Genomic DNA, 26408 nt, shown 5'->3' with positions numbered 1-26408 from the left:
CCAACGGACATCACTGACCCTGGCCCGGAGCAACTTCCCCTTTTTACACTGCTGTTGAGGGGGAGATGCGGTGCACAGACGGTTGCACGGGCGCGGAGCGCTGTTCGACTTCGATCCACCCGGTCTCGCGCCGCGGCTCGTGGGCCTGCGCCCGCACCAGCACCGCGGCCATCCGTACGAGCACCCGGGCGAGCTGCCCCTGGTGGTGCTGACCGGCGCCCGCGGTCTGGGCAAGAGCGCGGTGCTCGGCGAGCTGCGGGACGCCTACAAGGGGCATACGCCGGTCGCGCTGATCGACTGCGCGGAGGAGCAGTTCGCGCGGCCCCCGGCGGAGCGGCCCGCCGACTCCTGGTCGCCGCTCGCGCAGGCGCTACTGGTGATCGCCGAGCAGCTGGCCGCGCCGGTGACCGGCGCCGGGCGGATCACGTTCCCGCGGCTGATGTCGGGGCTGGTCGCGGTGGCCGCGGGCGGCTGGGGCGACGCCGACTCGGAGCGGATCCGCCGGGAGGTCGAGCGGATCCTGCTGCTGAACGAGAGCGGCTCGTGGATCAGCGGCTTCGCCGGGCGCTGGGCCGGGAAGGTGGCCGCCAAGGTCGTCGCCGCGGCCACCGGCACCGGACCGCTGGTGGGCGGGGCCATCGAGGCGACGCTGGAGTCGGTCGCCGAGGGCTTCAGCAGCCGCCGGCAGCAGAAGGCGTCGGTGTGGTACCGGACGTATCCGAACGCGGGCGGGCACGCGCAGCGCGGGCTGATCCTGCTGTCCGGGCACTTCCGGGCGGGCGGCACCTCCCGCGAGCACTCCGAGCGGTATCTGGTGCGGGCGCTGCTCGCCGACCTGGCCGAGGCCTACGCGGGCGTGCTGCCGCGCATGAAGCGCCTGGGCCGGCCCCTGGTGCTGCTCGACAACGCCCAGTCGCCGCCCGGCCCCGGGCTCGTGGAGGCGGTGCTGCGCGACCGTGCCGAGGGCGTCGAGGACCACGTGGCGTTCGTCGCGGCCCGGCGCGGCGAGGGCCGCGAGGAGCTGCGCAGCGCGGTGCGGCGGGAGCTGGCGGAGGTGGCCCGGCGCACGGACTGGACGCCGGACGCGGCGCCCTCCTCGCGGGCGCTGCTGGTCGCGCTGCCGCCGCTGAGCCCGGACGACACCCTGCACATCGTCGGCGCGGTCTGCGGCGACACCGCCGTACCGCCCCAACTGCCGCATGCGGCACACCGGTTGACCGGCGGCAATCCGCTGGGCATCGTGCTGCTCGCCGAGTCGGCCGCGCAGCATCTGCCGCAGGCGTCCTCGCTGGGCGAGCTGCTGACCACGGACGTCCGGCCGGACGAGGACGAGCCGGGCCTGCCCGCCTACCAGGCGCTGCTGGACCGGCTGGTGCCCGCCGAGCACCTGGACGAGCTGACCGTGCTGGCCGCCGCCCACGACCACGACTCGGCCTGCGCGCTGGCGGCGGCGCTGCTCCCGGACACCTTCGGCCCGGCGGACGTACGCGCGCTGCAGACGCTGCTGGCCGAGGAGGGGCTTCCGGGGACGCCCGGCCAGTTCGTCGGCGACCCGTTCGTACGGACCCTGCTGCTGCTCCGGCTGCATCTGCGCGACCCGGACCACGCCTCGTGGCGGACGGCGCACGAGACGCTGATCGCGCACTACCCGGGGGCCGAACACGCCCGCTACCGGCTGCATCACGAACTCGCCCTGGGGAGCACGGAGTCGGCGGTCGCCCATCTGCGCGACACCTTCCCCGTCCTGGGCACCCGGGCCTGGCTGCGCACCCTGCGCTTCGTCGCGTCGGCGCCGTACTTCCACGCGCACGACGCCGCAGGCCGTGACTCCACCGGCGGGGGCGACCGGCGGGCCGCCGTCGCGCTGGGCCGTGGCGACGCCGGGCAGCGGCCTCCGCAGGGCGCGGACGCCGTCCTGCACCTGCGGACACGGCGGCTGCTGCACGCGGTGTGGCAGCTGGCCGATCCGCTGGTGCTGCCCGACCCGAAGGTGGGCGACCGGCTCCGCTTCGAGCTGGAGCAGCTGTCCAACCTGCGGCCCGCGGGCAACGCGCTGCTGTGGCGGGCGTCCCGGGACTGGCCGGCGGCGGCGCTCGCCGGGCGCCCCCTGGACATCTCCCACGATCCGGACGACGAGGACGAGGGCCCGGACGACCTGAGTGGGGAGGCGTGATGACGCGCAGGGGTGTGGGCACGTGGATACGCGAGGGCGTGTGGGAGATCCCGCTGCGCCGCTATCTGGCTCTGCTGCTGACGGCGGGCCTGGTGACCGGAGTGGTGTTCGCGGTGCGGACCGTCGCCCACACCGACCGGTCCTGCGCGCCGGGGGTGTCCCGGCCGCCGGGCAGCGACGAGTGCGTGGGCGTGGCGACGGGCGACTACGACTTCGGCCGGCCGCAGCTGCGGGACGTCGTACGGGCGATCGCGCGGGAGAACGGCCGTCTCAAGCCCGGCAGTTACGTCACGGTGGCGCTGATGCTGCCGTACAGCTCCGCCTCGCAGACGAACCTGAACGACATCCAGCACCAGCTCCAGGGCGCCTACCTGGCGCAGTACCAGGCCAACCACGCCTCCAACGGGGAGGCCCCGCTGATCCGGCTGGCGCTGGCCAACCCGGGGGCCACCGGCGGGCGGTGGCCGCAGACGGTCGAGCAGCTGACCCTGATGACGAAGAGCGCGGACCGGCTGCGGGCGGTCGCCGGGATCGGGCAGAGCACCGACAACAACAAGCAGGCGGTACGGGCGCTGACCCGGCGCGGGATCCCGGTGATCGGCTCCTCCATCACCGCCGACGACCTGGCCAACGGGCAGCAGGGCAAGGACCCGTACCCGGGCCTGGCCCGGGTGTCGCCGACCAACACCGACGAGGCCCGCGCGCTGGCCTCCTTCGCCAAGGTGAGCGCGGGCAAGGCGCTGCTGGTGTACGACAAGCCGGGCGACCCGTACACGCGCACGCTGCAGGAGTCGTTCGCGGCGCTGATCAAGGGCTCGCCGTACGAGCCGCAGCCGTTCACGCCGCCCGCCGACCGCAGCGAGGAGGGGACGACCGCGAACACCTTCCGGCAGATCACGCACCTGGTCTGCGACACCTCCCGGGAGACCGACACGATCCTGTTCGCGGGGCGGCACACGCAACTGCGGCAGTTCATCAACGCGCTGGGCGGACGCGGCTGCCAGGACCGGAAGTTCACCGTGCTGACCGGGGACGAGGCGTCGTACCTGACCCACGAGAGCACGCTCGACCGCAGCGCCCTGCGGCACAACCTCTCGGTCCGCTACACCTCCCTCGCCCACCCGGACGCCTGGACGAAGGACCCGGCGAAGACGGGCGGTTCGGCGGCGGACTTCCAGCAGCTGCGGCAGCTGCTGGCGGACGCTGCCCGGGGGCCGGTCGGCCCGATCGGCGCGGCCCCGCTGGACGACGGCCAGCTGATCATCGGCTACGACACCGTGCGCCTCGCGGTGCACGGCATCCGCGAGGCGGTGCCGGACGGCAGGTCGGTCCCCTCGCTCGCGGACGTGGGCCTGCAGTGGCCGCAGGTCAAGGGCTCGCTGCGGGTGGACGGGGCGAGCGGCTGGATCTGCCTGGACGTGCACGGCAACCCGTACGACAAGGCCGTACCGATCGTGGAGCTGACCCCGCAGGGCGGCGCCCGCTTCGTCCGGATCGCCTGGCCGGAGGGGAAGCCGCCGGGCACGGAGTGCCTGCCGCCGTCGTCCCACTAGGGCCTGTCCGGCGGATCTTGCCGCAGACGCAGGGCCTGGCACGCCCATCTGCGTCCATGAGGTGCCGTCGATCTCCTGCGACCTGATCCGCCGGACAGACCCTAGTCGAAATACCGGGCCGGACAAGGGTGTTGATCACGTCATGACTCAAGGACCCGCACCTCGCCCGCTGTCCGACGACGCGCTCTCCGACCTGCTCGGCACGCAGCGGTTCGGCACCCTCGCCACCGTCAAGCGCACCGGCCATCCCCACCTGACCACCATGCTCTACAGCTGGGACGCCGAGTCCCGCGTCGTGCGGTTCTCGACGACGGCCGACCGTGTCAAGCTCAAGCACCTGCAGCGGGACCCGCGTGCCGCGCTGCACGTGCAGGGCGGCGACGTGTGGTCGTTCGCCGTCGCCGAGGGCGAGGCCGAGGTCTCCGAGGTCACGACGCTTGCCGGTGACGCGGTCGGGCGGGAACTGCTCGGGATGATCCCGGCGGACGCGAAGCCGGAGGACGAGGACGCGTTCCTGGAGCAGCTGGTCGCCGAGCGCCGGGTGGTCATCCGGCTGAAGGTGGACCGGCTGTACGGGACGGCGCTCGACATCTAGGACCAGCCTTCAGGGCCTGGTACTCCAGTCAGAACTAGCCCTGCACGGGCTCCATTTTTTCGATCAGGCGTTCGAATCGGGCGCGCCAAGCGGCCTCCGACTCCCCCTCGCCCTGGAACTCGTGGGTGAAGCGCAGCACGCTCGCCGTGTCGCCGGCCCGTTCCAGGTGGAAGCGGATCCGGCCGCCGTCCCCCACGGTGTACTCGGCGACCCGGTCCACGTCCCAGGCCGTGACCTGCCCGGTGCCCAGCTCGGGCAGGGCGACCAGGCCGCCCAGCCGGGGTTCGAGGACGTCGACGGCGGTGCACCAGCCCGCGAGCCCCTCGCGGGTGGCCACCGCCGGCCAGACGTCTCCCATGGCCCTCGGGAGCCGCACCAGAAGGTGGAGTATGTGCGTGTTCCCGTGGGTCTGACTGCTGCCCTGTGCGATGGAACCGCTCATGACACCAGTGTCACCGACTCGTCCCTCGGACAGCGACCTCAGGCGGCGGCGAGGATGTCGAGGACCGAGACCACGGTGTCACCGGGTGCCAGGCCCTTCGGCGGATGCGCCCCGTACGCCAGCTTCGCGGGGATGACGGCGAGGATCCGGCTCCCGACCTTCCGGCCGGCCAGGGCCCGGTCCCAGCCCGCGATGACATTGCCCCGGCCGATCACGACGGACAGCGGCCCGCCGTCCTTGCGGGAGCTGAGGAAGAGATCCGCCTCGTCCTTGCCGCGGGCGGCCTCCCAGGCGGCCGAGGAGTGCTGGAGGACCAGCGTCTGCCCGGCCTTCACCACCGGGCCGCTGCCGTCCACCAGGTTCTTGACGACCAGGCCCTTGGGAGCGGCACGGTCGGGGACGGTCAGGGTCGCGGTGCCGTCGTTCTGGTTCATGCGCACCCCGGGCAGCCCGTCGGAGAGCGAGTGCTGCTCACCGGGGACGAGGGCGCGGCTTTCGATGACGTTCAGGATGTCGACGGCGAACACCACGGTGTCCTTGCCGGTCACCTTGAGCCGGGCGTCGCCCGACTTCCCGTACGCGGCTGCGGGGGGTGCGACGACCAGGACCCGGCTCCCGGCCCGCCCGCCCTGCACGGCCCGGTCCAGCGCGGGCAGCGTCGCGCCGCGCCCGACGGCGAACACCTGGGGGTGGGCCCCCTTGTCGTACGAGCCGGGCAGCGCCTTGCCGGTGCGCCACAGCTCGGCGGTGTAGCGGACGACGGCCACGTCGCCGGTGTGTGCCGAACGCCCCCGCCCGGGCGTCTGCGGCGCGACGACGAACTTGCCGCTGGGCGCGGCCTTCGGCACCGAGATCGTGGCCCGGCTGCCGAACTTCCCGGAAACGGTGGGCAGTACGGCGTCCGTGTGCACCGCGGCGGGCACGGTCCGCGCGTGCACCGGTACCGAGGGGGCCGCGAGCGGCCGGTGATAGCCGTCCGGCCGGGACTGGTGGGACGAATGGTCGCTACTGCAGCCCACGAGCGCGAGAGCGGGTGCTATCAGCAGCGCAGCGAATCGACGCATTTCTTTCCTTTGATCTTCCGCTGATCTTCCACGTTTTCTCCGGAGCCGGGAATGCGTGCGGGGAAGGAGCGGGCTCCTTCCCCGCACGCGTCATCTGCCGTGCCGAGTGGAACTCCCCGAAGGGATCACGCGACGGCGACGGATACCGGCATGGCCACGAGGAGTGCCAGGGCGCCCGCGACGAACGCCGCGCCCGAGCACGCCTTCAGCGCTCTCTCCCATGAGCCACCGCGCCTGCGCTGATACGCGGCAGTGATCGCCGCGATCGCGAAGGGAGCAAGGGCCATGGAGAGAAGGAGCACCCCCAGCCACAGGGAGGCGTTGTCCGACGCACGGCCGATCACTCCGAGGGACCGGAGGATCTGATCGGTGGCGACGGTTCCCAGGATGAGTGCTGCCAGGGTGCCCGGGACGAATCCGGCGAGCACCATGAGCATCACCATCGCGGGGCGAACCAGGCAATGTTGGAGGCGAACCACAGCCATGTCAGCCAGGCCCCCGCGTAGTTGCCCCATCTGGTGAGCATGTGCCTGTGGAACCACTTGTCGTTGGCCCCGTGCGCGGTCACCGTCAGTCGGATACGGCCCCAGCTCTTGTGGAACGAGAACCTGATGGTCTTGCCCGCACCTTCCAGATGCCCCTTGAGGGACTTGAACTTCCAGTAGGTCTTGCCCATTTCGACAACGCGGACGGGGAACACGCCATAGGCCAGGTTGCACCGCTCACCGTAGCTGAGGGTGCCTCCGCAACCGGTGAAGGGGAACACCCAGAAGTGGTGCCGGACCCAGCCGAAGAGGCTCTTGGCGGACTGCCAGAAGTACCCGAGGTCGTAGGCGTACGAGTACGAGTAGGCACCGCTGATGTCCGTACAGCCCACCGGGTTGCCGCGGCAGTACTCGTAGCTGTTGTCGTTGCCGCCCGCGACCGGGTCCACCTGGAGGAAGCGTCCGGAGGTCGAGTCGTAGAGCCGGACGCCCATGAGGGTGACCCCGCTCAGAGTGCTGCTGTCACGCTGCGCGCCGCCGAGCCAGCCGTAGGTGGTGGAGGCGGTGCCGGCGAGACGGTTGCCGTACTCGTCGTAGCTCTGGACGGTCGGAGCCACGGCGGTGTCCAGCGGAAGCTGCACCGTGACGTCACCGTGCATGTTGGTCAGCTGGAGGACGACGTCGCCGGTGGCGCTGGTCGCCATTCCGAGGCCGCCCGCCATGTCGGGAACGGCGCGCTTGACGGCACCCGCGGACGACTGGGTCCACGAGGGGCTGTCACCGCTGGAGCCGTAGTGGCTGGTGGTGGTGGTGTTGGTGGTCCAGGTGCCGTCGGCCGCCTTCGTCTGCGCAGCGGACTGCGCGAGGCGGCCCGCGCCGTCGAGCGACCACGTCGTGCGGGTGTCACCGACGGTCTCGCTCTGGACGAGGTCGTTGACGTAGTACGTCAGCGCGGTGTTGCCGGTGGCCGTGGTGCGGCCGAAGGCGTCGTAGACGGTGCCGGTGGCGATCAGCCGGTCGGCGCTGTCGTAGGTGCTGCTGACGGTGGTCGCACCCGTGGAGGTGCAGGCCGCGCCCGCGGCGCTGGTGGCCGTGGCGAGGGCGGTGCGGTTGGTGTTCTTGTCGAAGGTGTAGTCCCTGCGGGTGCAGGTCCCGTCCGGGGCGGTGTCATCCGTCCGGGTGAGCCGGTTGAGCGCGTCGTAGGTGTAGTCACGCGCCCGGCTCTGGCCGGCGGTGTCCGTGCCCTCGACGATCTGCCCCTCCACGGAGCGGCTGACCGTGTCGGAGGCGACGACGCTGCCGTCGCTGTCACGGGTGTAGACACGCGAGGTCGGCGCGCCGGCCTCGTCCTGGTCCAGGGTGAGGGTGTACCCGCCCGGCAGCTTCTCGGAGACCAGGCTGCCGTTGGCGTCGTAGACGGCGCTGACGGTACCCGCCACCGAGTCCGTGCGGGAGACCGGCAGACCGCGCGGCTCCTTGGTGGTGTCGTAGGTGAAGGTGGTCGTCGACGGTGCCGAGTCGGTCACCTTGACCGGACGGTCCAGGCTGTCGTACTCGGTGGTCGTGGTGTTGCCGTTGCCGTCGTTGTAGGAGATCCCCCGGCCCAGCATGTCGCTGCTCTGGGTGATCGTCTGCCCGTTGGAGGTCACCGAGGCCACGTCGCCGGTGGCGGGGTCGTAGGCCGTGGTGGTGTCCGACACCCCGGTGCCCAGCCCACCGGTGATCGAGGACCGGGTCACACGGCCGGCCGCGTCATAGGTGAGCGTGCTGGTGCGGGTCTGGCCGCCCGCCGTCTCGGTCACCTTGGCCACGTTGCCCCACCGGTCGTACTCGGTGGTCTTGGTGGGCAGCTGGGTGGGGTTGGTGCCACCGCCGGTGATGTCGGCCGCCGGTCCCACCGAGCAGACCAGGTCCGCCCACTCCGGGCGGCCGTTGCACGCTCCGGTGCCGGTGGCCGACCAGTAGGTGGTCACCGTCGCCCCGGCGTCGGCGCCGTTGGACAGGGGCTGGGTGGTCTTGACGACCCGGCCCTGGGCGTCGTACGTGGTGTTCCTGGTGATGTTCAGACCGCTCGGGTCGTCCGTCGTCGACGTGGGCAGACCCTTGGCCCAGTCGTACGGGGTCCTGCTGGTGCTGATGTCCGCGTCGGTCGGGAAGCCGTCCACGCGGGCGCTGGTGGTGACGGTGGTGGGCTGGTTGCTCACCGTGGCGGTGCCGTCCGTGGGACGGCCCTCGTCGTAGGTGGTCACCGCGTGCTGGCGGGCCGGGGTCTCCGTGCCCGCGGCGAGCGAGGTGCCGCCGGCGCCGCCCTGGAGGGTGCTGGTGAGGGTGATGAGGTGCAGCGGTCCGAACGTCTCCTGTTCACGCGTCCCGTCGCTGGAGTAGACGTGGACGGTGGACAGCTTCTGGGCACGCTCGGCGGTGGAGGCACCGTTGATGCCGAGCCGGGTGAGCTGGTCGAGTCCCGCACCGCTGGTGGAGAGCGCCAGTTCCCGGTTGGCCGCCGTCAGTTCACGGACGCCGTTGCCCACGTTGTCGTACTCGTTGGTGGTGATGTGTCCGCCGGGCTCGGCGCTGTTGACCTCACGACCGGAGGCGTCCGCGTAGGAGACGGAAGCCCGGGTGTAGGCACCGGCGGTCAGTGCCGTGCCGTTGTTCGACGCCGGCACCGCGTCCGGCGGGAACACCGCGGTCGCGTCCGAGGCCACGTCCGTCTGGCCCCAGGCGGCGACGTCCGACGGGCCCATCGCGTACGGGGCCGCGGCACCGGTCAGCGGCACGTCGTAGACCACGCTCGTGGTGGCCGTGCCACCGTCGGTCTGCGTCTTCGAGCCCTGGACGAGCGTGGGCCGGGACGCCTTCAGCAGCATGCCGGGGCCCGCGGTGGCCGCGTTGCCGGCCGTGCCGTAGGTGAAGGTCCACGGCAGCTCACCGGCGGGGGTCATGGTCGCGATCCGGCCGGCGCTGTCGTAGGTGTAGGCCGTCTTCAGCAGCGGGGATATCCGCGGGTCCCACGCCTCACGCAGCCGGCCGGAGTCGTCGTACGCGTACTGGACCATGGACGTGGCGGTCGCGGACGCGGCACCGGGGTCGGTGGCCCACAGACGGATCTCCTTGACCCGGCCGACGTAGTCGCCGAGCGCGGTGGACGTGGCCGTGGTGGAGGTGGCGTAGACGTACTCCAGCAGGCGGCAGCCCTTCGTCGACGGCGCCGTCTCACAGGTGGCGGGTGCCACCGCCGAGGTGGGCGCTATGACGTACTTCGGGCGGGCCAGCGTCTGCGAACCGTTGACGACCTTCTCCGACACGACGTTGGTGGTGGAGTTGTCGGTCGGCAGGTAGGTGGTGGACACCTGCCAGGTGGTCGCGGCCGGGTCGACCTTGGTGAAGGTCGTGGTGGTGCCGTCGGTCCCCTTCAGGGTGAAGTTGCCGGTGAGGCTGCCGGTCAGGGTCAGCTCCTCGGCACCCGGCTCACTCGTCCAGCCACCCGCGCTGGTGGCGGTGAAGCCGGTCTCCACGCCGTCCACGTCCACGACCGCGACCGAGGTCGAGGAGGTCTGGCGGATGTAGGAGTAGTCGGAGTCGGTCACCTCGGCGGTGGTACCGGACGTCCACTGCGGGCCGAAGATCGCCACCTGGCCCTCGGCGTCCGCACCCGCGGTCGGCTGCCGCGAGGAGAAGGAGCGGTCGACGCTCATGCTGAACGCCGACGCGTCGCTCTCGGAGAAGGAGAAGTCGCCGGTGAGCAGGTTCACCTCACCCGGACCGACCGACTCGGTGGGCGCGTCGCCGGCCTGGCGGTCGACGGTGACCGTCGACGGCAGCGAGTACCCCGTCGTGGTGCCGTCGGTGAACACGGCACGGACATCGACCGGGCCGTCCTCGGTCAGCGACGTGGTGATGTTCCATGTCAGCGCGGGCGGCGCGCCGTTGGGCGCGGCCAGTGGCCAGGCCGTCACGGGCGTACCGTCGCTGTTCTTCGTGACGTCCGCGAGCGGAACGTTGTGCCAGCTGTCGGTCTCACCGCGGCGGTACTGGTACGTGACACCGGTGTACGTGTTCTTGGCCGTGGCGGCCAGGGCCACGCGCCGGGCGGGCCGGTCACCGTCGGCGGGGCTCAGCAGCGCGGCACTGCCCGCGCCGAACGAGTACTGGGTGGTGGCCGCCGACAGGTTGCCGCCCGAGTCGATGGTCTGGGCGTACAACGTGTGCCAGCCGTCGGTCGGGTTGATGGAGATGTTCAGCGGGTCACCGCCGTTGCCGTCCACCGTGTCGTACACGCTCTGGGCCATCTTCGGGTCGTCCAGGCCCCACTTGTAGCCCTGTCCGTCCGTCGAGGTCGTGTCCAGGGTGCAGGTCACCGCGCCGGACGCCGTCGCCGACCAGGTGTCCTGGGGATACGCGGGGCAGCTGATGGTCGGGGCCACCGGCAGTCCCGTGTTCATCACGAACGTGGTGTACCCGGTCCAGGAACCGTAGTCGGTGGAGTCGTACCCCCGCACCCGGAACCGCAGGTGCGCGCCCACCGGGAAGGCGTTGGCCGACGGGACGGCCAGGGAGGCCGTGGAGCCGGACGCCACGCCCGCGCTGGTCGCGGTGTACGTGTAGGTGGTGTCGTTGAAGGCCGGGTCCGGGGTGACCTCGAACTGGGCCTTGACCGTGCCGCCGTCCGCGTCCGTCACCTTCGCCGACAGGGTCGGCGTCAGCGAGGTCACGTACCGCTTGCCGTTGTAGGCGTTCACGGCCGAGGGCGAGACCGCGGCAGCGGTCGGGGCGCCCGGGTAGGAGTTGTACGTCACCACCAGCTTCGGCGCGTACCCGGAGGTGGTGTAGTTCGCCGAGCGGAAACGACGCCAGGTGGTGGAGTCGCTCTCGCTGGCACCGGCCACCTGAAGACCGTAGTTGGCCGAGCCGTTGGCCCAGTCCTGCACCATGGCCTGGAGGTTCCAGTTCGACCAGGCGCCGGGGCAGGAGGAGTCGTAGCCCCAGTGCCCGGTGTTCGACGCCTTGTTGGTGGTCGTGGTCGTGGGCTGGGCGCCCCAGGTGATCGACGACGAGGACCAGGACGAGGTGATCCGCTTGGCGTCCGTCGCCGCACCCGACGTCGAGCAGGTCGCCGAGTAGTAGTTGTACAGCGACATCGTCGCGGACTGGATGTGCTTGCCCGTGAACGGCGACACATCGAACTTCAGGTACGACCGCGCGACATCCGCGCCCGCGTCGTACGTACCCGACTTCAGCTCCTGGGAGCCCTGCTGCGAGCTCGGGTAGTCGGGGTTCTGCACCCACGTGTCCGTCGTGACCGCCAGCGTGGTCGTCGGGTCCACGGTCACTGGGTAGGTGAGGGCGGGGTCGGCCAGGAACTTCTCGTCCGGGGCCAGGACCAGGGTCTGCGACCCGTCCTTCGCCGTCTCGATCTTCGTGGCGACCCGCGCCCGGTGCGCGGACTCACCCGAACGCCGGTCCCGGGACGTGTCCCACATCATGGGCGCGGGCGCCGCGGCCACGAGCTTGCCCGCGGCGTCCTTCAGCAGCAGGTTCCCCGAGGCGGCCTGGGACAGCTTCAGCCCGTCGAGCTTCACCGGAATCCGGTACGACACCGGGCCGTTCGGGCGGCTCGCCAGCACCACGCTCTCGGAGAAGCCCTCCTTGAGCGCGGTGACCTTCAGCGTCTCACCGGAACCGAGGGCGTACGAGGCCGTCGAACCCGAGACCTTCGGCGCGGGCAGCTTGTCCTGCCAGCCCATGGCGAACCGGGTCTTGCCCCGGGCGACCGAGGCCAGCCGGCTGTCACCGCCGTCGGAGACGGCGACGTCCGCGGCCACCTCCTTCGGCTTCAGGTCGGCGCCCGCGTCCTTCAGCGAGGTGTCGATGTCGTGCCAGGCACCGTTGCGCTTGACCCGCACCGGGCCGGCGAACGACTCGGTCTGCAACGACCCCGAGGGCAGCGCCCAGGTCGTCGAGTCCGCCGTGCGTGCCGACAGCACCTCGATCCTGCGGCCCTGCAGCCGGGCCATCAGCACGGCCGAAGCCGGGTCGGCAGCCTCGGCCGGCCCGGTCGGCTGCTTCTGGGCCTTGCTCGTGTCGGCGGCAGCCGCTTGGGGCTTGCCGACCGCGACGGCCTCGCCGGTGGACAGCATCAGCGCTGCCTCGGCCAGCAACGCCAGTGACACCGCAGTGGCGACTTTCCTGCGGTGCCTTCGCCACGCTCTCAGGCGTGTGTGCATCATCTGCAACTCCTTGTTGCACAAGGGATGTTGAGGTGGGGGGTGACCGCCTCATGATCCACACACGCCCGACCTGGGGACTTTACCTTGGTCAAGAAAATGTCTGGGTTTAGTAAAGAGTCATGACCAAGTGTTGGGTATCGGCGGGTTTGGATCCCGCGGCTCCGGGCACCCGAGTTGACCCGACTCCACCCGTCGCGGCCCGTTCAGGCCACGCCACTCCGGCATTCACCTCACGGAGGGCATTTATTTCCGCACGCAAGGTGCCCGGCTTTGCCGATTCTTTGCAGAATACTCACCCAACTCGGAGCAACCGACGGCATATCGGGGAACAGCGCCTGTCAGGAACGGCCGAGGCCGGTTCCCGCGACTCACGTCATGGGAACCGGCCTCGGCCGTAGGCAAGTTGGTATCCGGGCGAATCACACGCCCGCGTACGAGTGCTTGCCGCTGACGAAGATGTTCACGCCGTAGTAGTTGAACAGCCAGCAGCCGAAGGCGAGCATCGCCAGGTAGGCGGCCTTGCGGCCCTTCCAGCCGGCCGTGGCGCGGGCATGCAGGTAACAGGCGTAGGCGACCCAGGTGATGAAGGACCAGGTCTCCTTGGGGTCCCAGTTCCAGTAGCGGCCCCAGGCGTCGCCCGCCCAGATCGCGCCCGCGATGATCGTGAAGGTCCACAGGGGGAAGACGGCCGCGTTCACCCGGTACGCGAACTTGTCCAGGGACGCCGAGGCGGGGAGGCGCTCCAGGACCGAGGTCGCGAAGGCGCCCGGCTTGCCGCCGGTCTGGAGCTTGTTCTCGTACGAGTCCTTGAACAGGTACAGGATCGTGGTGACCGCGCCGACGTAGAACACCGCGCCGCAGAAGATCGCGGTGGAGACGTGGATGTACAGCCAGTACGAGTGCAGGGCGGGCACCAGCTGGTCACTGGCCGTGTAGAGGACGGTGACCGCGAGGCCCAGGTCGAGCAGGACCGCCGTGACCAGGAACAGGCCGAGCCAGCGGACGTTCTTCTTCAGCGCCAGTAGCCCGAGGTACACGCCCATGGCCACCGTGGAGAAGGTGATGTTGAACTCGTACATGTTGCCCCACGGCGCCCGCTCCACGGAGGCCGCGCGGGTGATGACACCGGCCAGCTCCACGAGGAAGGCGACCACGGTGAGGGAGACCGCGATCCGGCCGTAGAGGTCGCCCTGCGCATCCCCGCCGTGCGCGCCCGGCCCGTCCGGCACGTCGCGGGCGCCGGAGGTGGAGCGCACGACCACCTTCGGCCGCTCCAGCACGGCCGTGCCCCCGGCCTGCTTGACGGTGACGGCGGGCCCGCTCGCCTTCTGCTGCGCGGTGTCGGCGGTCAGCGCGGCGGCCGTACGGGCCACCTTGCTGCGGCTGCCGAGCAGCCACTCGATGATGTGGGCGAAGAAGGCCAGGGTGTAGACGGCCATCGACGAGTAGATCAGCGTGTTGCTGATGTTCGCCAGGTGTTCGTTGGTCGCGGCGGCGAGAGTCACTTCTCAGCCCCTTCGGCAGGTACGACGTGGGATTCGGGGGTGTCGTCGTCGGCGTCGGGGGCCCCCGGCGCCTGGTCGTAGAGAACTCCGGCGAGGTCGCCCAGTTCCTCGGGCACCTTGGCGGACTCGCTGCGGCCGAGCCCGGCCATCTCGACGACCGTGACGCCGTCGGGACCCTGCACCGCCCGCACCCAGACGCGGCGGCGCTGGATGAACAGGGAGCCGGCCAGGCCGAAGATCGCGGCGGTGGCACCGCCGAGCGCCCAGGCGCTGCCCGGCTCCTGGACCATCTCGAAGCCGGCCCACTCCTTGATGTCCTTCTCGAGGGTGATGGACCCGGCGCCGTTCGGCAGCTTCAGGGTGTCGCCCGGCCGCAGCAGCTTCTTCAGCAGCTGGCCCTTGGCGTCCTTGTAGGCCTTCATGTGGGTCTTGTCGAGCTGGTACACGCTCTGCGGGCCGGCGTCGACGCCGAGGTCGCCGTGGTAGGCGTTGACCGCCAGCAGCGGGTTCACCAGCGCCGGGAACTGCGACAGCATCGTGCCGGCCTGCGGGTTGAACGTCGGCACGAAGAACGCCTGGAAGCCGAGCTGCTCCTTGCGGCCCTGGGGGTCGCGGTAGCCGTCCATCACCTTCACCACGCCGTTGGACGACATGTTCCCGTCGAGCGGCAGCAGCGGCACGGCGTCGTGGAAGACGACCTTGCCCTTGCCGTCGCGGACGGTGATGACGGGGGCGTAGCCGTGGCTGACGAGGTAGACCTTGGCGTCGCCGATCTTCAGCGGCTCGTTGACCCTGACGGTGGTCGTCTTCTCCTTGCCGTACGCACCCTCGCTGTACTTGATCCTCGCCGTGAAGGTGCGCGCGGTGCCCCGGTTGGGGCCGTTGACCTCGTAGGTGGCGCGGAAGTCCTTCAGGTCGAAGCTGTACGGCACCAGGTCGTCGTTCTGGAACATGCTGCCGGACTTGAAGTCGTCGTACATGGGCAGCGCGTTGGAGAAGCCGTCGCCCTCCACCATCAGCTTGGTGCCGTCCGACTTGTACAGCTGCCCCCAGGCGAAGGCGACGAGCAGCACGATCAGCGCGATGTGGAAGACCAGGTTGCCGACCTCGCGCGCGTACCCCTTCTCGGCGGCGACGGCGTCACCGGCGAGGTGGGCGCGGAAGCGGCGCTTCTTCAGCAGGCCGAGCGCCGCCTCGCGGACCTCTTCCGGGGCGGCGGTGGTGCGCCAGGTGGTGTAGGCGGGCAGCCGGTTCAGCCGCTTGGGCGCGCCCGGCGGACGGCCGCGCAGCTGGCCGACGAACTGCCAGGTGCGCGGGACGATGCAGCCGATGAGGGAGACGAACAGCAGGATGTAGATCGCGGAGAACCACACCGAGCTGTAGACGTGGAACAGGCCGAGCTTGTCGTAGATCGGCGCGAGCGTGGTGTGCGCCTTGCGGAAGTCGTCGACCTTGGTGATGTCGGCGCCGGACTGCGGGATCAGCGAGCCGGGGATCGCGCCGAGCGAGAGCATCAGGAGCAGCAGCAGCGCGACCCGCATGGAGGTCAGCTGCCGCCAGAACCAGCGGGCCCAGCCGATGACGCCCATGCCGGGCACGGAGGCGAGCTCATCCCGCGGGGCGGTGGACAGCTGCGAGCCGGCCGCCCCCAGGTCCTGGTCCTCGGCCGCGGCCGAAGCCGCCTCGGTTCCCTGGGCCTGGTCGGTGTCGGTGGCCGGGGCCTTGTCGGTCGTCGTATTGCTCATCGATCAGATCCCCACAGTGAAGCCGTTGGACCAGGTCTGCATCTCCTGCACCAGCCCATCCCAGGCACCGGTCAGCAGCAGCACACCGGTCACGATCATCATCGTGCCGCCGATGCGCATCACCCAGACATAGTGGCGCTTGACCCAGCCGAACGCGCCGAGTGCCTTGCGGAAGGCGACGGCGGCGAGGACGAAGGGCACGCCGAGGCCGACGCAGTAGGCCACCATCAGCAGGGCGCCGCGCCCTGCGCTCGACTGCTGGATGGAGAGGGAGTTGACCGCCGCGAGGGTCGGGCCGAGGCAGGGCGTCCAGCCGATGCCGAACAGGGCGCCGAGTATCGGGGCACCCACCAGGCCGGTCGCCGGACGCTTGTGGAAGCGGAACTCGCGCTGGGTGAACCAGGGCATGAGCCCCATGAAGAACACGCCCATGAGGATCATGAGGACGCCGAGGATCCTCGACAGGACGTCCTTGTGCTCCTGCAGGGTCCAGCCGAAGTACCCGAACAGCGCCCCGCCGGAGACGAACACGGCGCTGAAGCCCAGCACGAACAGGGAGGCACCGGCGACCATCCGCCCCCGCTTGGCCTCGGCCAGGTCGGTGCCGGCGACCCCGGTGACGTAGGAGAGGTAGCCGGGGACGAGCGGCAGGACGCAGGGCGAGAAGAAGGAGACGAGCCCGCCGAGCAGGGCGACCGGCAGGGCGACGAGCAGGGCACCGTTGAGGACGGTCTCGTTCGGGCCCACGGCGGCGAGCGTGAGAAGTCCGCTCACGTCACTTCTCCGCGACGACCGGCTTGAGCATCTTCAGCAGGGCCGTGTCGTCGAGGGGCTCCAGCGCCCGCGCGGCCAGCTTCCCGTTCCGGTCGATGACGATCGTGGAAGGGACCAGCTGCGGGTTGAGCGTGCCCTTCTTGAAGCGGAGCATCAGCCGGCCCGTCGGGTCGTACAGGCTCGGATAGGTGATCCCGTGCTCCTTCTCGAAGGCGACCGCGGGGGTGGTGCTGGTGTCCCGCGTGTTGATGCCGACGAACTGGACACCCTTGTCCTTGTAGTCCCGGGAGACCTGGGAGAAGTACTTCGCCTCCTCGCGGCACGGCCCGCACCACGAGCCCCAGACGTTGATGACGACGACCTTGCCCTTGTAGTCGGCGACGTCCACGGTGCTGCCGTCGATGGTCTTGCCGGACAGGTCCGGCGCCGCGTCGCGCTTGCCCTGCGGGGCGGTGGCGATGCCGTTTCTGCCGGTGACGAAGTTGGTGTTACCGCCGCCTCCGGAGATACCGCCCTTCCCGCACGCGGACAGGGTCAGGGCCGCCAGGGCGGCCACGGCGCCGAGCAGGACGGCGCGGCTACGGGTACTCATGTGAAAAGTTTCGCATGTCGCCTCCGGGCCGTTCGCGCGCCCCCCTGCCGGGCGGAAACCCGCATATCAGGAGGTATTTACACGGGACATTTCAGGCACCGTCGGAAGAGGTCGACCCGGCGCCCGACTTGGTGTCCGACTTCGCGTTCGCGAGGAAGCCCTGCCACCCGCCGACGGGCCGCTGCCCGACGTCCAGCGTGCGCAGCTTCGCCAGCACCTCCGGCTTCTGGACGTCCATCCAGTCCACGAACTGCTTGAAGGAGACGAGCCGCACGTCCGCCCCCTTCTCCTTCTCCCGTGCGATGTGCTTGAAGGCCTCCTCGACGGAGTCCATGTAGATCCCGCCGTTCCACTGCTCGAAGTGGTTGCCGATGAAGAACGGCGCCCGATTCGTCTCGTATGCCCGCTGGAATCCGGATATGTATGCCTGCGCCGACTGCTTGCGCCAGCCCGGGTAGTTGTAGGCGGGCGCCTTGGTGGAGTTGACCGACTGGTTGGCGAGCATGTTGTAGTCCATCGAGAGGACCTCGAAGGAGCGCCCGGGGAACGGGACCTGCTGCAGGGGCAGGTCCCAGATCCCCATCCGCTGCACCGGCCACACCTGGCGCCCGCCCGGCGAGGAGGCGTCGTAGCGCCAGCCCAGCGCGCGGGCGGTGGGCAGCAGGTTGTTCTGGCCGAGCAGACAGGGCGTACGGCCGCCGGCCAGCTCCTTGTCGTAGTCGAAGGGGAGCGCGGGCAGGTCGTGCCAGCCGGTGTTGGTCTTCCACTCCTGCACGAACGCCTTGGCCTGCCGGATCTCGCTCTGCCACTGCTGCGGGGTCCACCACTTCACCGAGCCGTGGGTCTCGCCGCAGAAGTGCCCGTTGAAGTGGGTGCCGATCTCGTGACCCTCCAGCCAGGCCCGGCGGACGTTGGCGAGCGTCGACTTGATGTGGTCGTCGGCGAGGTAGCCGATGGCGGAGGCGCCGCGCGAGTTGTTCGGCGGCTCGTACATCCGCTTCTTCGACTCGGGCAGCAGATACAGCCCCGAGAGGAAGAAGGTCATGCTCGCGCCGTGCTCCTTGGCGAGGTCCAGGAAGCGCGGGAAGAGGCCGTTGCCGACCTCGCCGGCGCCGTCCCAGGAGAAGATCACGAACTGCGGCGGGGTCTGCCCCGGCTCCAGCGGCTCGGGCTTGGCGGGCTGGTGCGGCTGCCTGCCCGTGAAGGAGGTGGAGCCGTCGCCGATGAGGCGCGCGGGACGCCCACCGTTCTTCCCGCCACCGCCGTCCCCATCACCGTTCCCGGAACCGGACGGGTGCCCGCCGCCGTCAGACGAGTTGAGACTTCCGCACCCGGCGAGCCCGGCGGCTGCCGCCGCTCCCGCGCCGAGGCCGAGTATTCCCCGCCGGGAGAGGGTTCGGGAGCTGGTGCGCATGGAAGATCCCCGTTCGTCACGCCTACTGATTGGTCACCCACTCAGAGGCCGCGACGAACGGGGAGGTTCCGCGAATACTTATGTTTTTAGCAACGGATCCGGCAAAAAGCCCCTAAGTCATTCCAAACGAACCGTCAGAAGCGCCGGTCAGCCCAGGGACTGACGGACCTACGCCCCGAAGGCCTTGCTCTTCCCCTTCACCGGCTTGACGCCGGCGCGGAGATGGGCCGGCACGAGGTCGATGGCGGGCTCGCTGTAGCCGACGGACACTATCCTGTCGCCCTGGTACGTGAACGTCGTCAGTGAGGCGAGCGTGCACTGCCGCTTGCGCGGGTCGTGCCACAGCCGCCGCCGCTCGACGTACGACCGTACGATCCAGATCGGCAGCTGGTGGCTGACGAGCACCGCCTCGTGCCCGCGCGCCTGGTCCTTGGCCGCGTTCAGCGCGCCCATCATCCGGACGACCTGGTCGACGTACGGCTCGCCCCAGGACGGCCTGAACGGGTTGACCAGGTGCTTCCAGTTCTCCGGCCTGCGCAGCGCGCCGTCGCCGACCCCGAACATCTTGCCCTGGAAGACGTTGTCGGCCTCGATGAGCCGCTCGTCGGTGTCCAGGTCCAGCCCGTGCGCCTTGGCGATCGGGGTGGCGGTCTCCTGGGCCCGCTCCAGCGGGGAGGCGACGACATAGGTGACGTCCCGCGAGGCGAGGTGCTCGGCGACCCGGTCGGCCATCTCCCGTCCCAGCTCGGACAGGTGGTAGCCGGGCAGCCGGCCGTACAGGACCCCGGTCGGGTTCTCGACCTCGCCGTGCCGCATGAGGTGGACGACGGTGATGTCCTTGTCGCTGCTGATGCTCACGCGGTCGCCTCCGCGGCGGCTCGGGCCGCCGCCGGAAGGGCGTCGGCGATCTTCTGGATGGCCCGCTCGTCATGGGCCGTGGACACGAACCAGGACTCGAAGGAGGACGGCGGCAGGTAGACGCCGTTCGCCAGGAGGGAGTGGAAGAACGCGGTGAAGCGGAAGGACTCCTGCCGCTTGGCGTCCTCGTAGTTCCGCACCTGCCGGTCGGTGAAGAACACGGAGAACATGTTGGAGGCGCTCTGCAGCCGGTGGGCGACGCCTTCCTTGTTGAGCGCCTCGGTGACGAGAGCCTGGATCTGCGCGGAGACGGCGTTGACCTTGTCGTAGGCGGCGTCGTCGAGGAGCCGCAGCTGGGCGAGCCCGGCGGCGGTGGCGACGGGGTTCCCGGAGAGGGTGCCGGCCTGGTACACGGGCCCGGCGGGCGCAAGATGAGCCATCACATCAGCCCGTCCCCCGAAGGCGGCGGCGGGGAACCCGCCACCCATGACCTTCCCGAAGGTCATGAGATCGGGGACGACCCCGTCAACCCCGAACCAGCCACTCCTGCTGGTCCGGAAGCCGGTCATGACCTCGTCGGAGATGAAGAGGGCGCCGTTCTTCCGGCAGGCGTCCTTGAGCCCCTGGTTGAAGCCGGGGTCCGGCGGCACGACGCCCATGTTGCCGGGCGAGGCCTCGGTGATCACGCAGGCGATCTCGCCCGGGTGCCGGTGGAAGGCCTCGTGCACGGACTCGAGGTCGTTGTACGGCAGCACGATCGTGTCGCCGGCCTGGGCGCCGGTGACGCCGGGCGTGTCGGGCAGCGCGAACGTGGCGACCCCGCTGCCGGCGGCGGCGAGGAGCGAGTCCACATGCCCGTGGTAGCACCCGGCGAACTTGATCACCTTGGCCCGCTGGGTGAACCCGCGGGCGAGCCGGATGGCCGACATGGTCGCCTCGGTCCCGCTGCTGACGAGCCGCACCTGCTCGACGGGCGCCACGCGGGCGACGATCTCCTCGGCGAGCGCGACCTCGCCCTCACCGGGCGTACCGAAGGAGGTACCGCGGGCGACGGCCTCCTGGACGGCGGCGATGACCTCGGGGTGGGAGTGCCCGAGGATCATGGGCCCCCAGGAACACACGAGGTCGACGTACTCGCGCCCGTCGGCGTCGGTCAGATACGGCCCCTTGCCGGACGCCATGAACCGGGGCGTGCCGCCCACGGCCCGGAATGCGCGCACCGGCGAGTTCACACCGCCGGGCGTGACGACGGCAGCACGGTCGAAGAGCGCCTGTGAGGCGGGCGCGTCGTAGGGATAGGGCGTTTCGCTCATGGCACTCATGACGTGCGACTTCTCCGACTTCTCGGACTCCGGTTGCGTAGTGACCCCCTCAGGGTAGGCCGCGCCCGGTCCCGCCCGCGGCCGACCTCAAGATCGAAACCGTGCCCTCCGTGAACCATCTGCGAGACTGGACGGGCTACACACTGCCCTTACATGTTTCACCGCACGTTTCGGCGGGCGACCGTGGGGGAGGTCACTGACACGATGATCAGGTTGCGTGGCGGGGGCCGCGCGTCCTAGAAAAGCAGTCGGGTGGAGATATGCATCGCGGTGGCGGACTGGGCGAGGGGACTGATGATCTGGGTCCTCGACGAGCCCGGCGGGGAAGGCACCGGCGCGACGCGGAGGAAACAGCCGAAGCACGGCAGTCACAGGGTGTCCCGGACGAGTCCGAGCGGTACGACGGCCCCCGGGCGGGGAGCAGGAATGGTGGTCGGGTGGGGGTGACGTACAAATACTTCGGCGCGCCGGACGGCGCGACCGCGGCCCGCGTCCCCATCTCGATGCGCCCCGAGGAACTCGGCGGCGACGAGCTGGGCATGAACGGCATGTTCACCAAGATCAAGCCTGAGACGATGGCGGCGATGGTCCTCACCGGCATCGAGGGCGTCCCCCTGCACAAGGTCCCGCCCCTCGAACTGGTCGTCCTGCACCCCGACTACGCGGTCGTCAAACTCCCCATGACGGTCGTCGATCCCCTCCGCGGCATCGGCGAGGAGGCGGTCGGCGCGGCAGCCTTCATCTGGTCGACGGTCCCGGACCGCGGGGGTCCGCGGGACGCGTTCAACGTGTACCAGTTGCTGCACGAGTGGCAGGACTTCTCGCATCGGCTGCATGAGGCGGGGCATCAGCCTTATTGCCTTGTGTGGCCCTGAGCTGGTGTTTCGTGGTGTGCGGGCGAGGTCTCAGGACCCCGCCCTCGTCTAGCCAATTCGACTTCGAGGAGCTGGCCGTTGAACCGGGAAGTGTCCGAGAGCACGGTGATCGGGGTCTCGCCGGACGTGGTGTACGAAGCGGTCACCAACGTGGCCGACATGGGCCGCTGGAGCCCCGAGTGCACCGGAGCCGATGTGAAGGACGAGGGCCAGGCGCGGATCCGCCCCGGGACGCGGTTCACCGGGCACAACGTCTCCGCCCGGCAGCGTCCCTGGTCGACCAGCTGCACCGTCGTGACGGCGGATCCCGGCGAGCGGTTCACCTTCCAGGTACGCGCGGCCGGCCTGCGCGTCTCCCTCTGGTCCTACGGCTTCGAGCCGATCGGTTCCGGCGGAGCGACCAAGGTCACCGAGACCTGGATCGACCAACGAGGCTTGCTGATGCGCTTCGTCGGACAGCTGGTGACCGGCGTCCGCGACCGGGTCACCCACAACAGAGAGGCCATGAAGGTCACCCTCCGGCGGCTGAAGGAGGCGTTGGAGGAGGAGCACAAGGTGGCCTGAGCCGACGGCTCTCACGCGTGGCCCGCGTCAGTACACGTCGCGTACGTAGCGCCTGTCCGCCGCGAGTTGTTTGACGTACGACGTCGCCTCCGGCTCGTCCAGGCCGCCGTGGACGGTGGCTATCTCGCGTAGGGTCCGGTCGACGTCCTTGGCCATGCGGGAGGCGTCGCCGCAGACGTAGAAGTGGGCGCCGTCCTGGAGCCAGGACCAGAGCAGGGCGCCGTGTTCGCGCATGCGGTCCTGGACGTAGACCTTGGCGCGCTGGTCGCGGGAGAAGGCGGTGTCCAGGCGGGTGAGTGTGCCGTCGGCGAGGAAGGCGGCCAGTTCCTCCTCGTAGTAGAAGTCGGTCGCGCGGTGCTGTTCGCCGAAGAACAGCCAGTTGGGGGCTCGGTGGCCGCGGGCCCGGCGGTCCTCCAGGAAGCCCATGAAAGGCGCTATGCCCGTGCCGGGGCCCACCATCACCGCCGGTGTGGCGGGATCGGCGGGCGGGCGGAAGTGCGGAGTCCGGTGGACGCGGACCGGCACCGGGGTGCCGGGCTCGGCGTCGGCGAGGAAGGGGGAGCACACGCCCTGGCGGGGGCGGCCCCGGACGTTCTCGTAGCGGACGACCGAGACGGTCAGCGACACCAGGTGGGGGTCCGTCAAAGGGCTTGAGGATATGGAGTACTGGCGTGGCTGCAGGCGGCCCAGTACGTCGGCCCACTCCTGTGGGGCCGCCCGGACGCCGGACTCGGTGATCACGTCCACGGCCTGCCGGCCCCAGGACCACTGCGCCAGCCGGCCCTTGTTGTCCGGCCGCAGGAGGTTGCGCAGCTCGCGCGGGTCGCGGGCGCGGTCGGCGGCGAAGCGCAGCAGGTCGTGGCTGATGCGGGTGATGTCCAGGTGGCGCAGCAGGGCTTCGGCGAAGGGCACCTCCCCGGCGTTCTTGACCCGGACGGTCGCCTCCGCGTCCAGGCCGGTCACGGCCAGCCACTCCGTGACGAGTTCCGGCCAGTTGACCGGGCGCACCGACAGGGCGTCGCCGGCCTCGTGGACCAGCGGGGTGTCGCTGTCACGCGTGTCGAAGGTGAAGCGCCGGACCTCCTTGCCCGCTCCGGGCAGGCTCAGCAGGCGGTTGCCGGCCAGGCGGGCGGTGACGGAGGCGGGCACGGGGCGGGGCGGACGGGGAGGCGAAGGGGCGGCAGGCGTCTGGTCGGGACCCTTCAGGGCGATCAGCACCTGGTCCAGCCAGGCCTCCGCCTCCGTCTCGTAGTCCGGCTCGCAGTCGGTGCGCGGGGCAAGCCGTGTCGCGGCCAGCTCCTCCATGCGGCGGTCGAGACGGCGGCCGTGGCCGCAGAAGTCGTCGTAGGAGGAGTCGCCGAAGGCCAGGACGGCGTAGCGCCTGCCCTCCAGGCGCGGGGCGTCGGGCGCGGCGAGGGCGTCCCAGAGCGCGGCACCGTTGTCCGGGGCTTCGCCGTCGCCGAAGGTGCTGGTGATCAGCAGCAGGTCGGCGTCGGTGGGCAGCGCGGCGGGGTCCGCCTCGTCCATGGGCAGGAGGGAGGCGGAGTGGCCGTCGGTGGTGAGCCGGTCCGCCGTGGCGGTCGCGAACTCCTCGGCGTTGCCGGTCTGCGACGCCCAGAGGATCACGACCTGGCGGCGGGGGGTCTTTGTGGACGGGCGAGGGGAGCCGCCGGGCGCGTATGTCGTGGACGGCGGCGGCTCGGTCCTGGAGTACATCCCGGCCAGTACGCCGTTCACCCACAGGGCGTTCTCCGGGCTGACCGGGGCGTGCGGCGGCAGCACCGGTACGCCCGGGAAGCCCAGCACGATGCCGGTCAGGAAGCCGGTCAGGTACCGGTGTTCGTGGTCGGACAGGGCCGGCGGCGGCACGGGTTCCAGACCAAAGGGAGAAGGAGCGGGCGTCGGCGGAGACGCCGCAGGCTGTGGGAATGCAGCCGCGGGCGCCTGTGCCGTGGCCCGTGCGCCCAGCGGCGCCGGGTCCCGCACCGTCACCGCAGTGCACACCTTGGTCAGCGAGACCGCGCACACCTTGAACTCGGGCTGGAAGGACAGCGGGTCGACGGCGTCGCTGGTCACCGCGTTGACGCTCAGGTACTCGCCGAACAGGTCGTTCCAGTGGAACGGCGCGAAACAGCAGCCCGGCCGCACCCGGTCGGTGACGACCGCGGGCAGCACGGCACGCCCGCGCCGCGAGGCGACCTCCACCGAGTCCCCCTCGGTGAGGCCCAGTTCGGCCGCGTCCTGCGGGTGCACCTCCACGAAGGGACCGGGGTTGAGCTTGTTCAGCTTGGCCACCCTGGCCGTCTTGGTCAGCGTGTGCCACTGGTGCTGGAGGCGGCCGGTGTTGAGCACGAACGGATAGTCGTCGTCGGGGAGTTCGGCCGCCGGGATGTGCGGGCGGGGGTAGAAGACCGCCCGGCCGCTGCCGGTCGGGAAGGTGAGCGAGCCGTCCTCGCCGACGTACCGGACGGGGTTGCGGTCGGGACCGTCCGCGCTCGCCGCGGGCCACTGCACGGGCGTCTCCCGCAGCCGCTCGTAGCTCACCCCGCGCAGGTCCCAGCCGGTCACCGGGTTCCAGGCGCGTCTGATCTCCTCGAAGACCTCCTCGGCGCTGTCGTACGCGAAGCCCTGCTCGTACCCCATCGCGCGGGCCACGTCGGCGATGATCCGCCAGTCGGCCATCGCCTCGCCGGGCGGATCGGCGGCGGGCTGGGCGAGGGTGAGGTTGCGCTCGCTGTTGACCATGACGCCCTCGGCCTCGGTCCACAGGGCGCCGGGCAGGACGACATCGGCGTACGCGTTCGTCTCCGTGTCGGCGAACACGTCCTGCGTGACGACGAACTCGGCGGCCTCCAGGGCCTCGATGACCGTCTTGCGGTTCGCGACGGAGGCGACCGGGTTGGTGCAGATGATCCAGCAGGCCTTGATTTCCCCTCCGGCCATCCTCTGGAACATCTCGACCGTGCCCTTGCCGACGCCGTCGGCGCGCACGGCGCCGGGCTCCAGCTCCCACAGCTCCTCGACGAAGGCCCGGTCGGCGTCGACGAGGACGGAGCGCTGCCCGGGCAGTCCCGGCCCCATGTAGCCCATCTCCCGGCCGCCCATGGCGTTGGGCTGGCCGGTGAGGGAGAAGGGCCCGCTGCCGGGGCGGCAGATCGCGCCGGTGGCGAGGTGCAGGTTGACCAGCGCGTTGGTGTTCCAGGTGCCGTGCGTGGACTGGTTCAGGCCCATCGTCCAGCAGCTCGTCCACTCCCCCGCCTCGCCGATCAGCCGGGCGGCCTCGCGTATGTCGCCCTCCGGGATGCCGGTGATCCCGGCGACGGTGGCGGGCGGGTAGTCGGCGAGGAAGCCGGGCATCGCCTCCCAGCCCTCGGTGTGCGCGGCGATGAACTCGGGGTCGGTGCGGCCGTTCTCGTGCAGCAGGTGCAGCAGCCCGTTGAGCAGGGCGAGGTCCGTGCCCGGCTTGATCTGCAGGAACAGGTCGGCCTTGGCCGCGGTGGCGGTGCGCCGCGGGTCGACGACGATCAGATTGGCACCGGCCGCCTTCACCCGGTCCATCATCCGCAGGTAGAGGATGGGGTGGCAGTCGGCCATGTTGGAGCCGATGACGAAGAACAGGTCGGCCTTGTCGAGGTCCTCGTACGAGCCGGGCGGCCCGTCCGCGCCCAGCGAGAGCTTGTAGCCGGTGCCGGCGCCGGCCATGCACAGCCGGGAGTTGGACTCGATCTGGTTGGTGCGGATGAAACCTTTTGCCAGCTTGTTGGCCAGGTACTGCGCCTCCAGGCTCAGCTGCCCGGAGACGTAGAGGGCGACCGCGTCAGGGCCGTGCTCGTCGACGATCGCGCGCAGACGGCGGGCGGTCTCGGCGACGGCGTCCGCCACGGGCGCGGGCCGCGGCTCCTCGCCGCGGTCCTGCCGGACCAGCGCGGTGGTCAGCCGCCCGGGCGCGGCGAGCAGGTCCGCGGTGGTCGCGCCCTTGGTGCACAGCCGGCCGTAGTTCGCCGGGTGCTCCTTGTCCCCCGACGCCTTCAGGACCGTACGCCGCCCGTCCGGCCCTCTTTCGATGTCGAGGACCATGCCGCAGCCGACCCCGCAGTACGAGCAGACCGTCCGCACCCTCGTCGTGCCGTCACTCCGCGAGCCAGGCGCGGCCACGGGCGCCCCCCTTCCCCCCTGTGCTGGGCATGTTCTCACTACGCGACCGTAAGAACCGCTCA

Annotated in this window: 17 protein-coding genes; 5 read left to right on the top strand and 12 right to left on the bottom strand. The window is 70.6% G+C overall.

The annotated features are described in order from the left end of the window. Positions 1-70 precede the first annotated feature (70 nt). From ACWD35_RS21275 to ACWD35_RS21265, 3 genes are all read left to right on the top strand, one after another. On the top strand, positions 71-2173 hold the full coding sequence (locus ACWD35_RS21275; RefSeq protein ID WP_451352858.1) for a hypothetical protein: 2103 nt from the start codon (positions 71-73) through the stop codon (positions 2171-2173). Continuing rightward, a complete protein-coding gene (locus ACWD35_RS21270) occupies positions 2173-3726 on the top strand; it encodes a hypothetical protein (protein ID WP_451352857.1) in 1554 nt (517 codons plus the stop codon). Before ACWD35_RS21275 ends, ACWD35_RS21270 begins: the two co-directional genes overlap by 1 nt. 142 nt (positions 3727-3868) lie before the next feature. Continuing rightward, positions 3869-4321: a PPOX class F420-dependent oxidoreductase gene (locus ACWD35_RS21265; RefSeq protein ID WP_451352856.1), complete on the top strand. Its 453-nt coding sequence runs from the start codon at positions 3869-3871 to the stop codon at positions 4319-4321. Positions 4322-4355: 34 nt separating this feature from the next. Here the strand turns inward: ACWD35_RS21265 and ACWD35_RS21260 are convergent, their stop codons facing one another. From ACWD35_RS21260 to hemL, 11 genes are all read right to left on the bottom strand, one after another. Further along, complete coding sequence (locus tag ACWD35_RS21260; protein WP_451352855.1) at positions 4356-4763, bottom strand: hypothetical protein; 408 nt, start codon at positions 4761-4763, stop codon at positions 4356-4358. A gap of 38 nt (positions 4764-4801) precedes the next feature. Continuing rightward, positions 4802-5827, bottom strand: coding sequence for an FKBP-type peptidyl-prolyl cis-trans isomerase (locus ACWD35_RS21255; protein ID WP_451352854.1), 1026 nt, complete (start codon positions 5825-5827; stop codon positions 4802-4804). 125 nt (positions 5828-5952) lie between these two features. Beyond that, positions 5953-6258, bottom strand: a complete 306-nt coding sequence (locus tag ACWD35_RS21250; RefSeq protein ID WP_451352853.1) for a hypothetical protein — start codon at positions 6256-6258, stop codon at positions 5953-5955. 5 nt (positions 6259-6263) lie between these two features. Next, complete coding sequence (locus ACWD35_RS21245; protein ID WP_451352852.1) at positions 6264-12542, bottom strand: DNRLRE domain-containing protein; 6279 nt, start codon at positions 12540-12542, stop codon at positions 6264-6266. 419 nt (positions 12543-12961) lie between these two features. Continuing rightward, positions 12962-14047, bottom strand: a complete 1086-nt coding sequence (gene ccsB / locus ACWD35_RS21240; protein ID WP_451352851.1) for a c-type cytochrome biogenesis protein CcsB — start codon at positions 14045-14047, stop codon at positions 12962-12964. Beyond that, positions 14044-15792, bottom strand: a complete 1749-nt coding sequence (resB, locus tag ACWD35_RS21235; protein ID WP_451352850.1) for a cytochrome c biogenesis protein ResB — start codon at positions 15790-15792, stop codon at positions 14044-14046. The genes ccsB and resB overlap by 4 nt, the downstream gene beginning before the upstream one ends. Before the next feature lie 3 nt (positions 15793-15795). Continuing rightward, positions 15796-16566, bottom strand: coding sequence for a cytochrome c biogenesis CcdA family protein (locus ACWD35_RS21230; RefSeq protein ID WP_451352849.1), 771 nt, complete (start codon positions 16564-16566; stop codon positions 15796-15798). Between the two features lies 1 nt (position 16567). Further along, entirely contained in the window at positions 16568-17158 is a 591-nt protein-coding gene (locus ACWD35_RS21225; RefSeq protein ID WP_451352848.1) for a TlpA family protein disulfide reductase, read from the bottom strand. A gap of 91 nt (positions 17159-17249) precedes the next feature. Further along, positions 17250-18572, bottom strand: coding sequence for a hypothetical protein (locus ACWD35_RS21220; protein ID WP_451352847.1), 1323 nt, complete (start codon positions 18570-18572; stop codon positions 17250-17252). Between the two features lie 168 nt (positions 18573-18740). Then, on the bottom strand, positions 18741-19388 hold the full coding sequence (locus ACWD35_RS21215; RefSeq protein ID WP_451352990.1) for a histidine phosphatase family protein: 648 nt from the start codon (positions 19386-19388) through the stop codon (positions 18741-18743). A gap of 38 nt (positions 19389-19426) precedes the next feature. Continuing rightward, positions 19427-20743, bottom strand: coding sequence for a glutamate-1-semialdehyde 2,1-aminomutase (hemL, locus tag ACWD35_RS21210; RefSeq protein WP_451352846.1), 1317 nt, complete (start codon positions 20741-20743; stop codon positions 19427-19429). A 269-nt stretch (positions 20744-21012) separates the two neighbouring features. Between hemL and ACWD35_RS21205 the strand changes: the two genes are divergently transcribed. Both ACWD35_RS21205 and ACWD35_RS21200 read left to right on the top strand, forming a co-directional pair. Continuing rightward, on the top strand, positions 21013-21627 hold the full coding sequence (locus tag ACWD35_RS21205; protein WP_451352845.1) for a hypothetical protein: 615 nt from the start codon (positions 21013-21015) through the stop codon (positions 21625-21627). A gap of 78 nt (positions 21628-21705) precedes the next feature. Further along, complete coding sequence (locus ACWD35_RS21200) at positions 21706-22191, top strand: SRPBCC family protein (protein ID WP_451352844.1); 486 nt, start codon at positions 21706-21708, stop codon at positions 22189-22191. A gap of 27 nt (positions 22192-22218) precedes the next feature. On the opposite strand, the gene ACWD35_RS21195 is transcribed toward ACWD35_RS21200, so the two are convergent. Then, entirely contained in the window at positions 22219-26268 is a 4050-nt protein-coding gene (locus ACWD35_RS21195) for a molybdopterin-dependent oxidoreductase (RefSeq protein ID WP_451352989.1), read from the bottom strand. Positions 26269-26408 lie beyond the last annotated feature (140 nt).

It is taken from the genome of Streptomyces sp. NPDC002671 (assembly GCF_053592475.1).
This window is presented reverse-complemented; position numbering and strand designations above follow the sequence as displayed.

Excerpts from the sequence above, each read along its gene's own strand:
- hemL (WP_451352846.1), bottom strand. The coding sequence starts at position 20,743 with ATGAGCGAAACGCCCTATCCCTACGACGCGCCCGCCTCACAGGCGCTC.
- ACWD35_RS21260 (WP_451352855.1), bottom strand. The coding sequence starts at position 4,763 with ATGAGCGGTTCCATCGCACAGGGCAGCAGTCAGACCCACGGGAACACG.
- resB (WP_451352850.1), bottom strand. The coding sequence starts at position 15,792 with ATGAGCAATACGACGACCGACAAGGCCCCGGCCACCGACACCGACCAG.
- ACWD35_RS21195 (WP_451352989.1), bottom strand. The coding sequence starts at position 26,268 with ATGGTCCTCGACATCGAAAGAGGGCCGGACGGGCGGCGTACGGTCCTG.
- ACWD35_RS21255 (WP_451352854.1), bottom strand. The coding sequence starts at position 5,827 with ATGCGTCGATTCGCTGCGCTGCTGATAGCACCCGCTCTCGCGCTCGTG.
- ACWD35_RS21245 (WP_451352852.1), bottom strand. The coding sequence starts at position 12,542 with ATGATGCACACACGCCTGAGAGCGTGGCGAAGGCACCGCAGGAAAGTC.
- ACWD35_RS21265 (WP_451352856.1), top strand. The coding sequence starts at position 3,869 with ATGACTCAAGGACCCGCACCTCGCCCGCTGTCCGACGACGCGCTCTCC.
- ACWD35_RS21205 (WP_451352845.1), top strand. The coding sequence starts at position 21,013 with ATGCATCGCGGTGGCGGACTGGGCGAGGGGACTGATGATCTGGGTCCT.
- ACWD35_RS21225 (WP_451352848.1), bottom strand. The coding sequence starts at position 17,158 with ATGAGTACCCGTAGCCGCGCCGTCCTGCTCGGCGCCGTGGCCGCCCTG.
- ACWD35_RS21250 (WP_451352853.1), bottom strand. The coding sequence starts at position 6,258 with ATGGTGCTCGCCGGATTCGTCCCGGGCACCCTGGCAGCACTCATCCTG.
- ACWD35_RS21220 (WP_451352847.1), bottom strand. The coding sequence starts at position 18,572 with ATGCGCACCAGCTCCCGAACCCTCTCCCGGCGGGGAATACTCGGCCTC.
- ACWD35_RS21215 (WP_451352990.1), bottom strand. The coding sequence starts at position 19,388 with ATGCGGCACGGCGAGGTCGAGAACCCGACCGGGGTCCTGTACGGCCGG.
- ACWD35_RS21270 (WP_451352857.1), top strand. The coding sequence starts at position 2,173 with ATGACGCGCAGGGGTGTGGGCACGTGGATACGCGAGGGCGTGTGGGAG.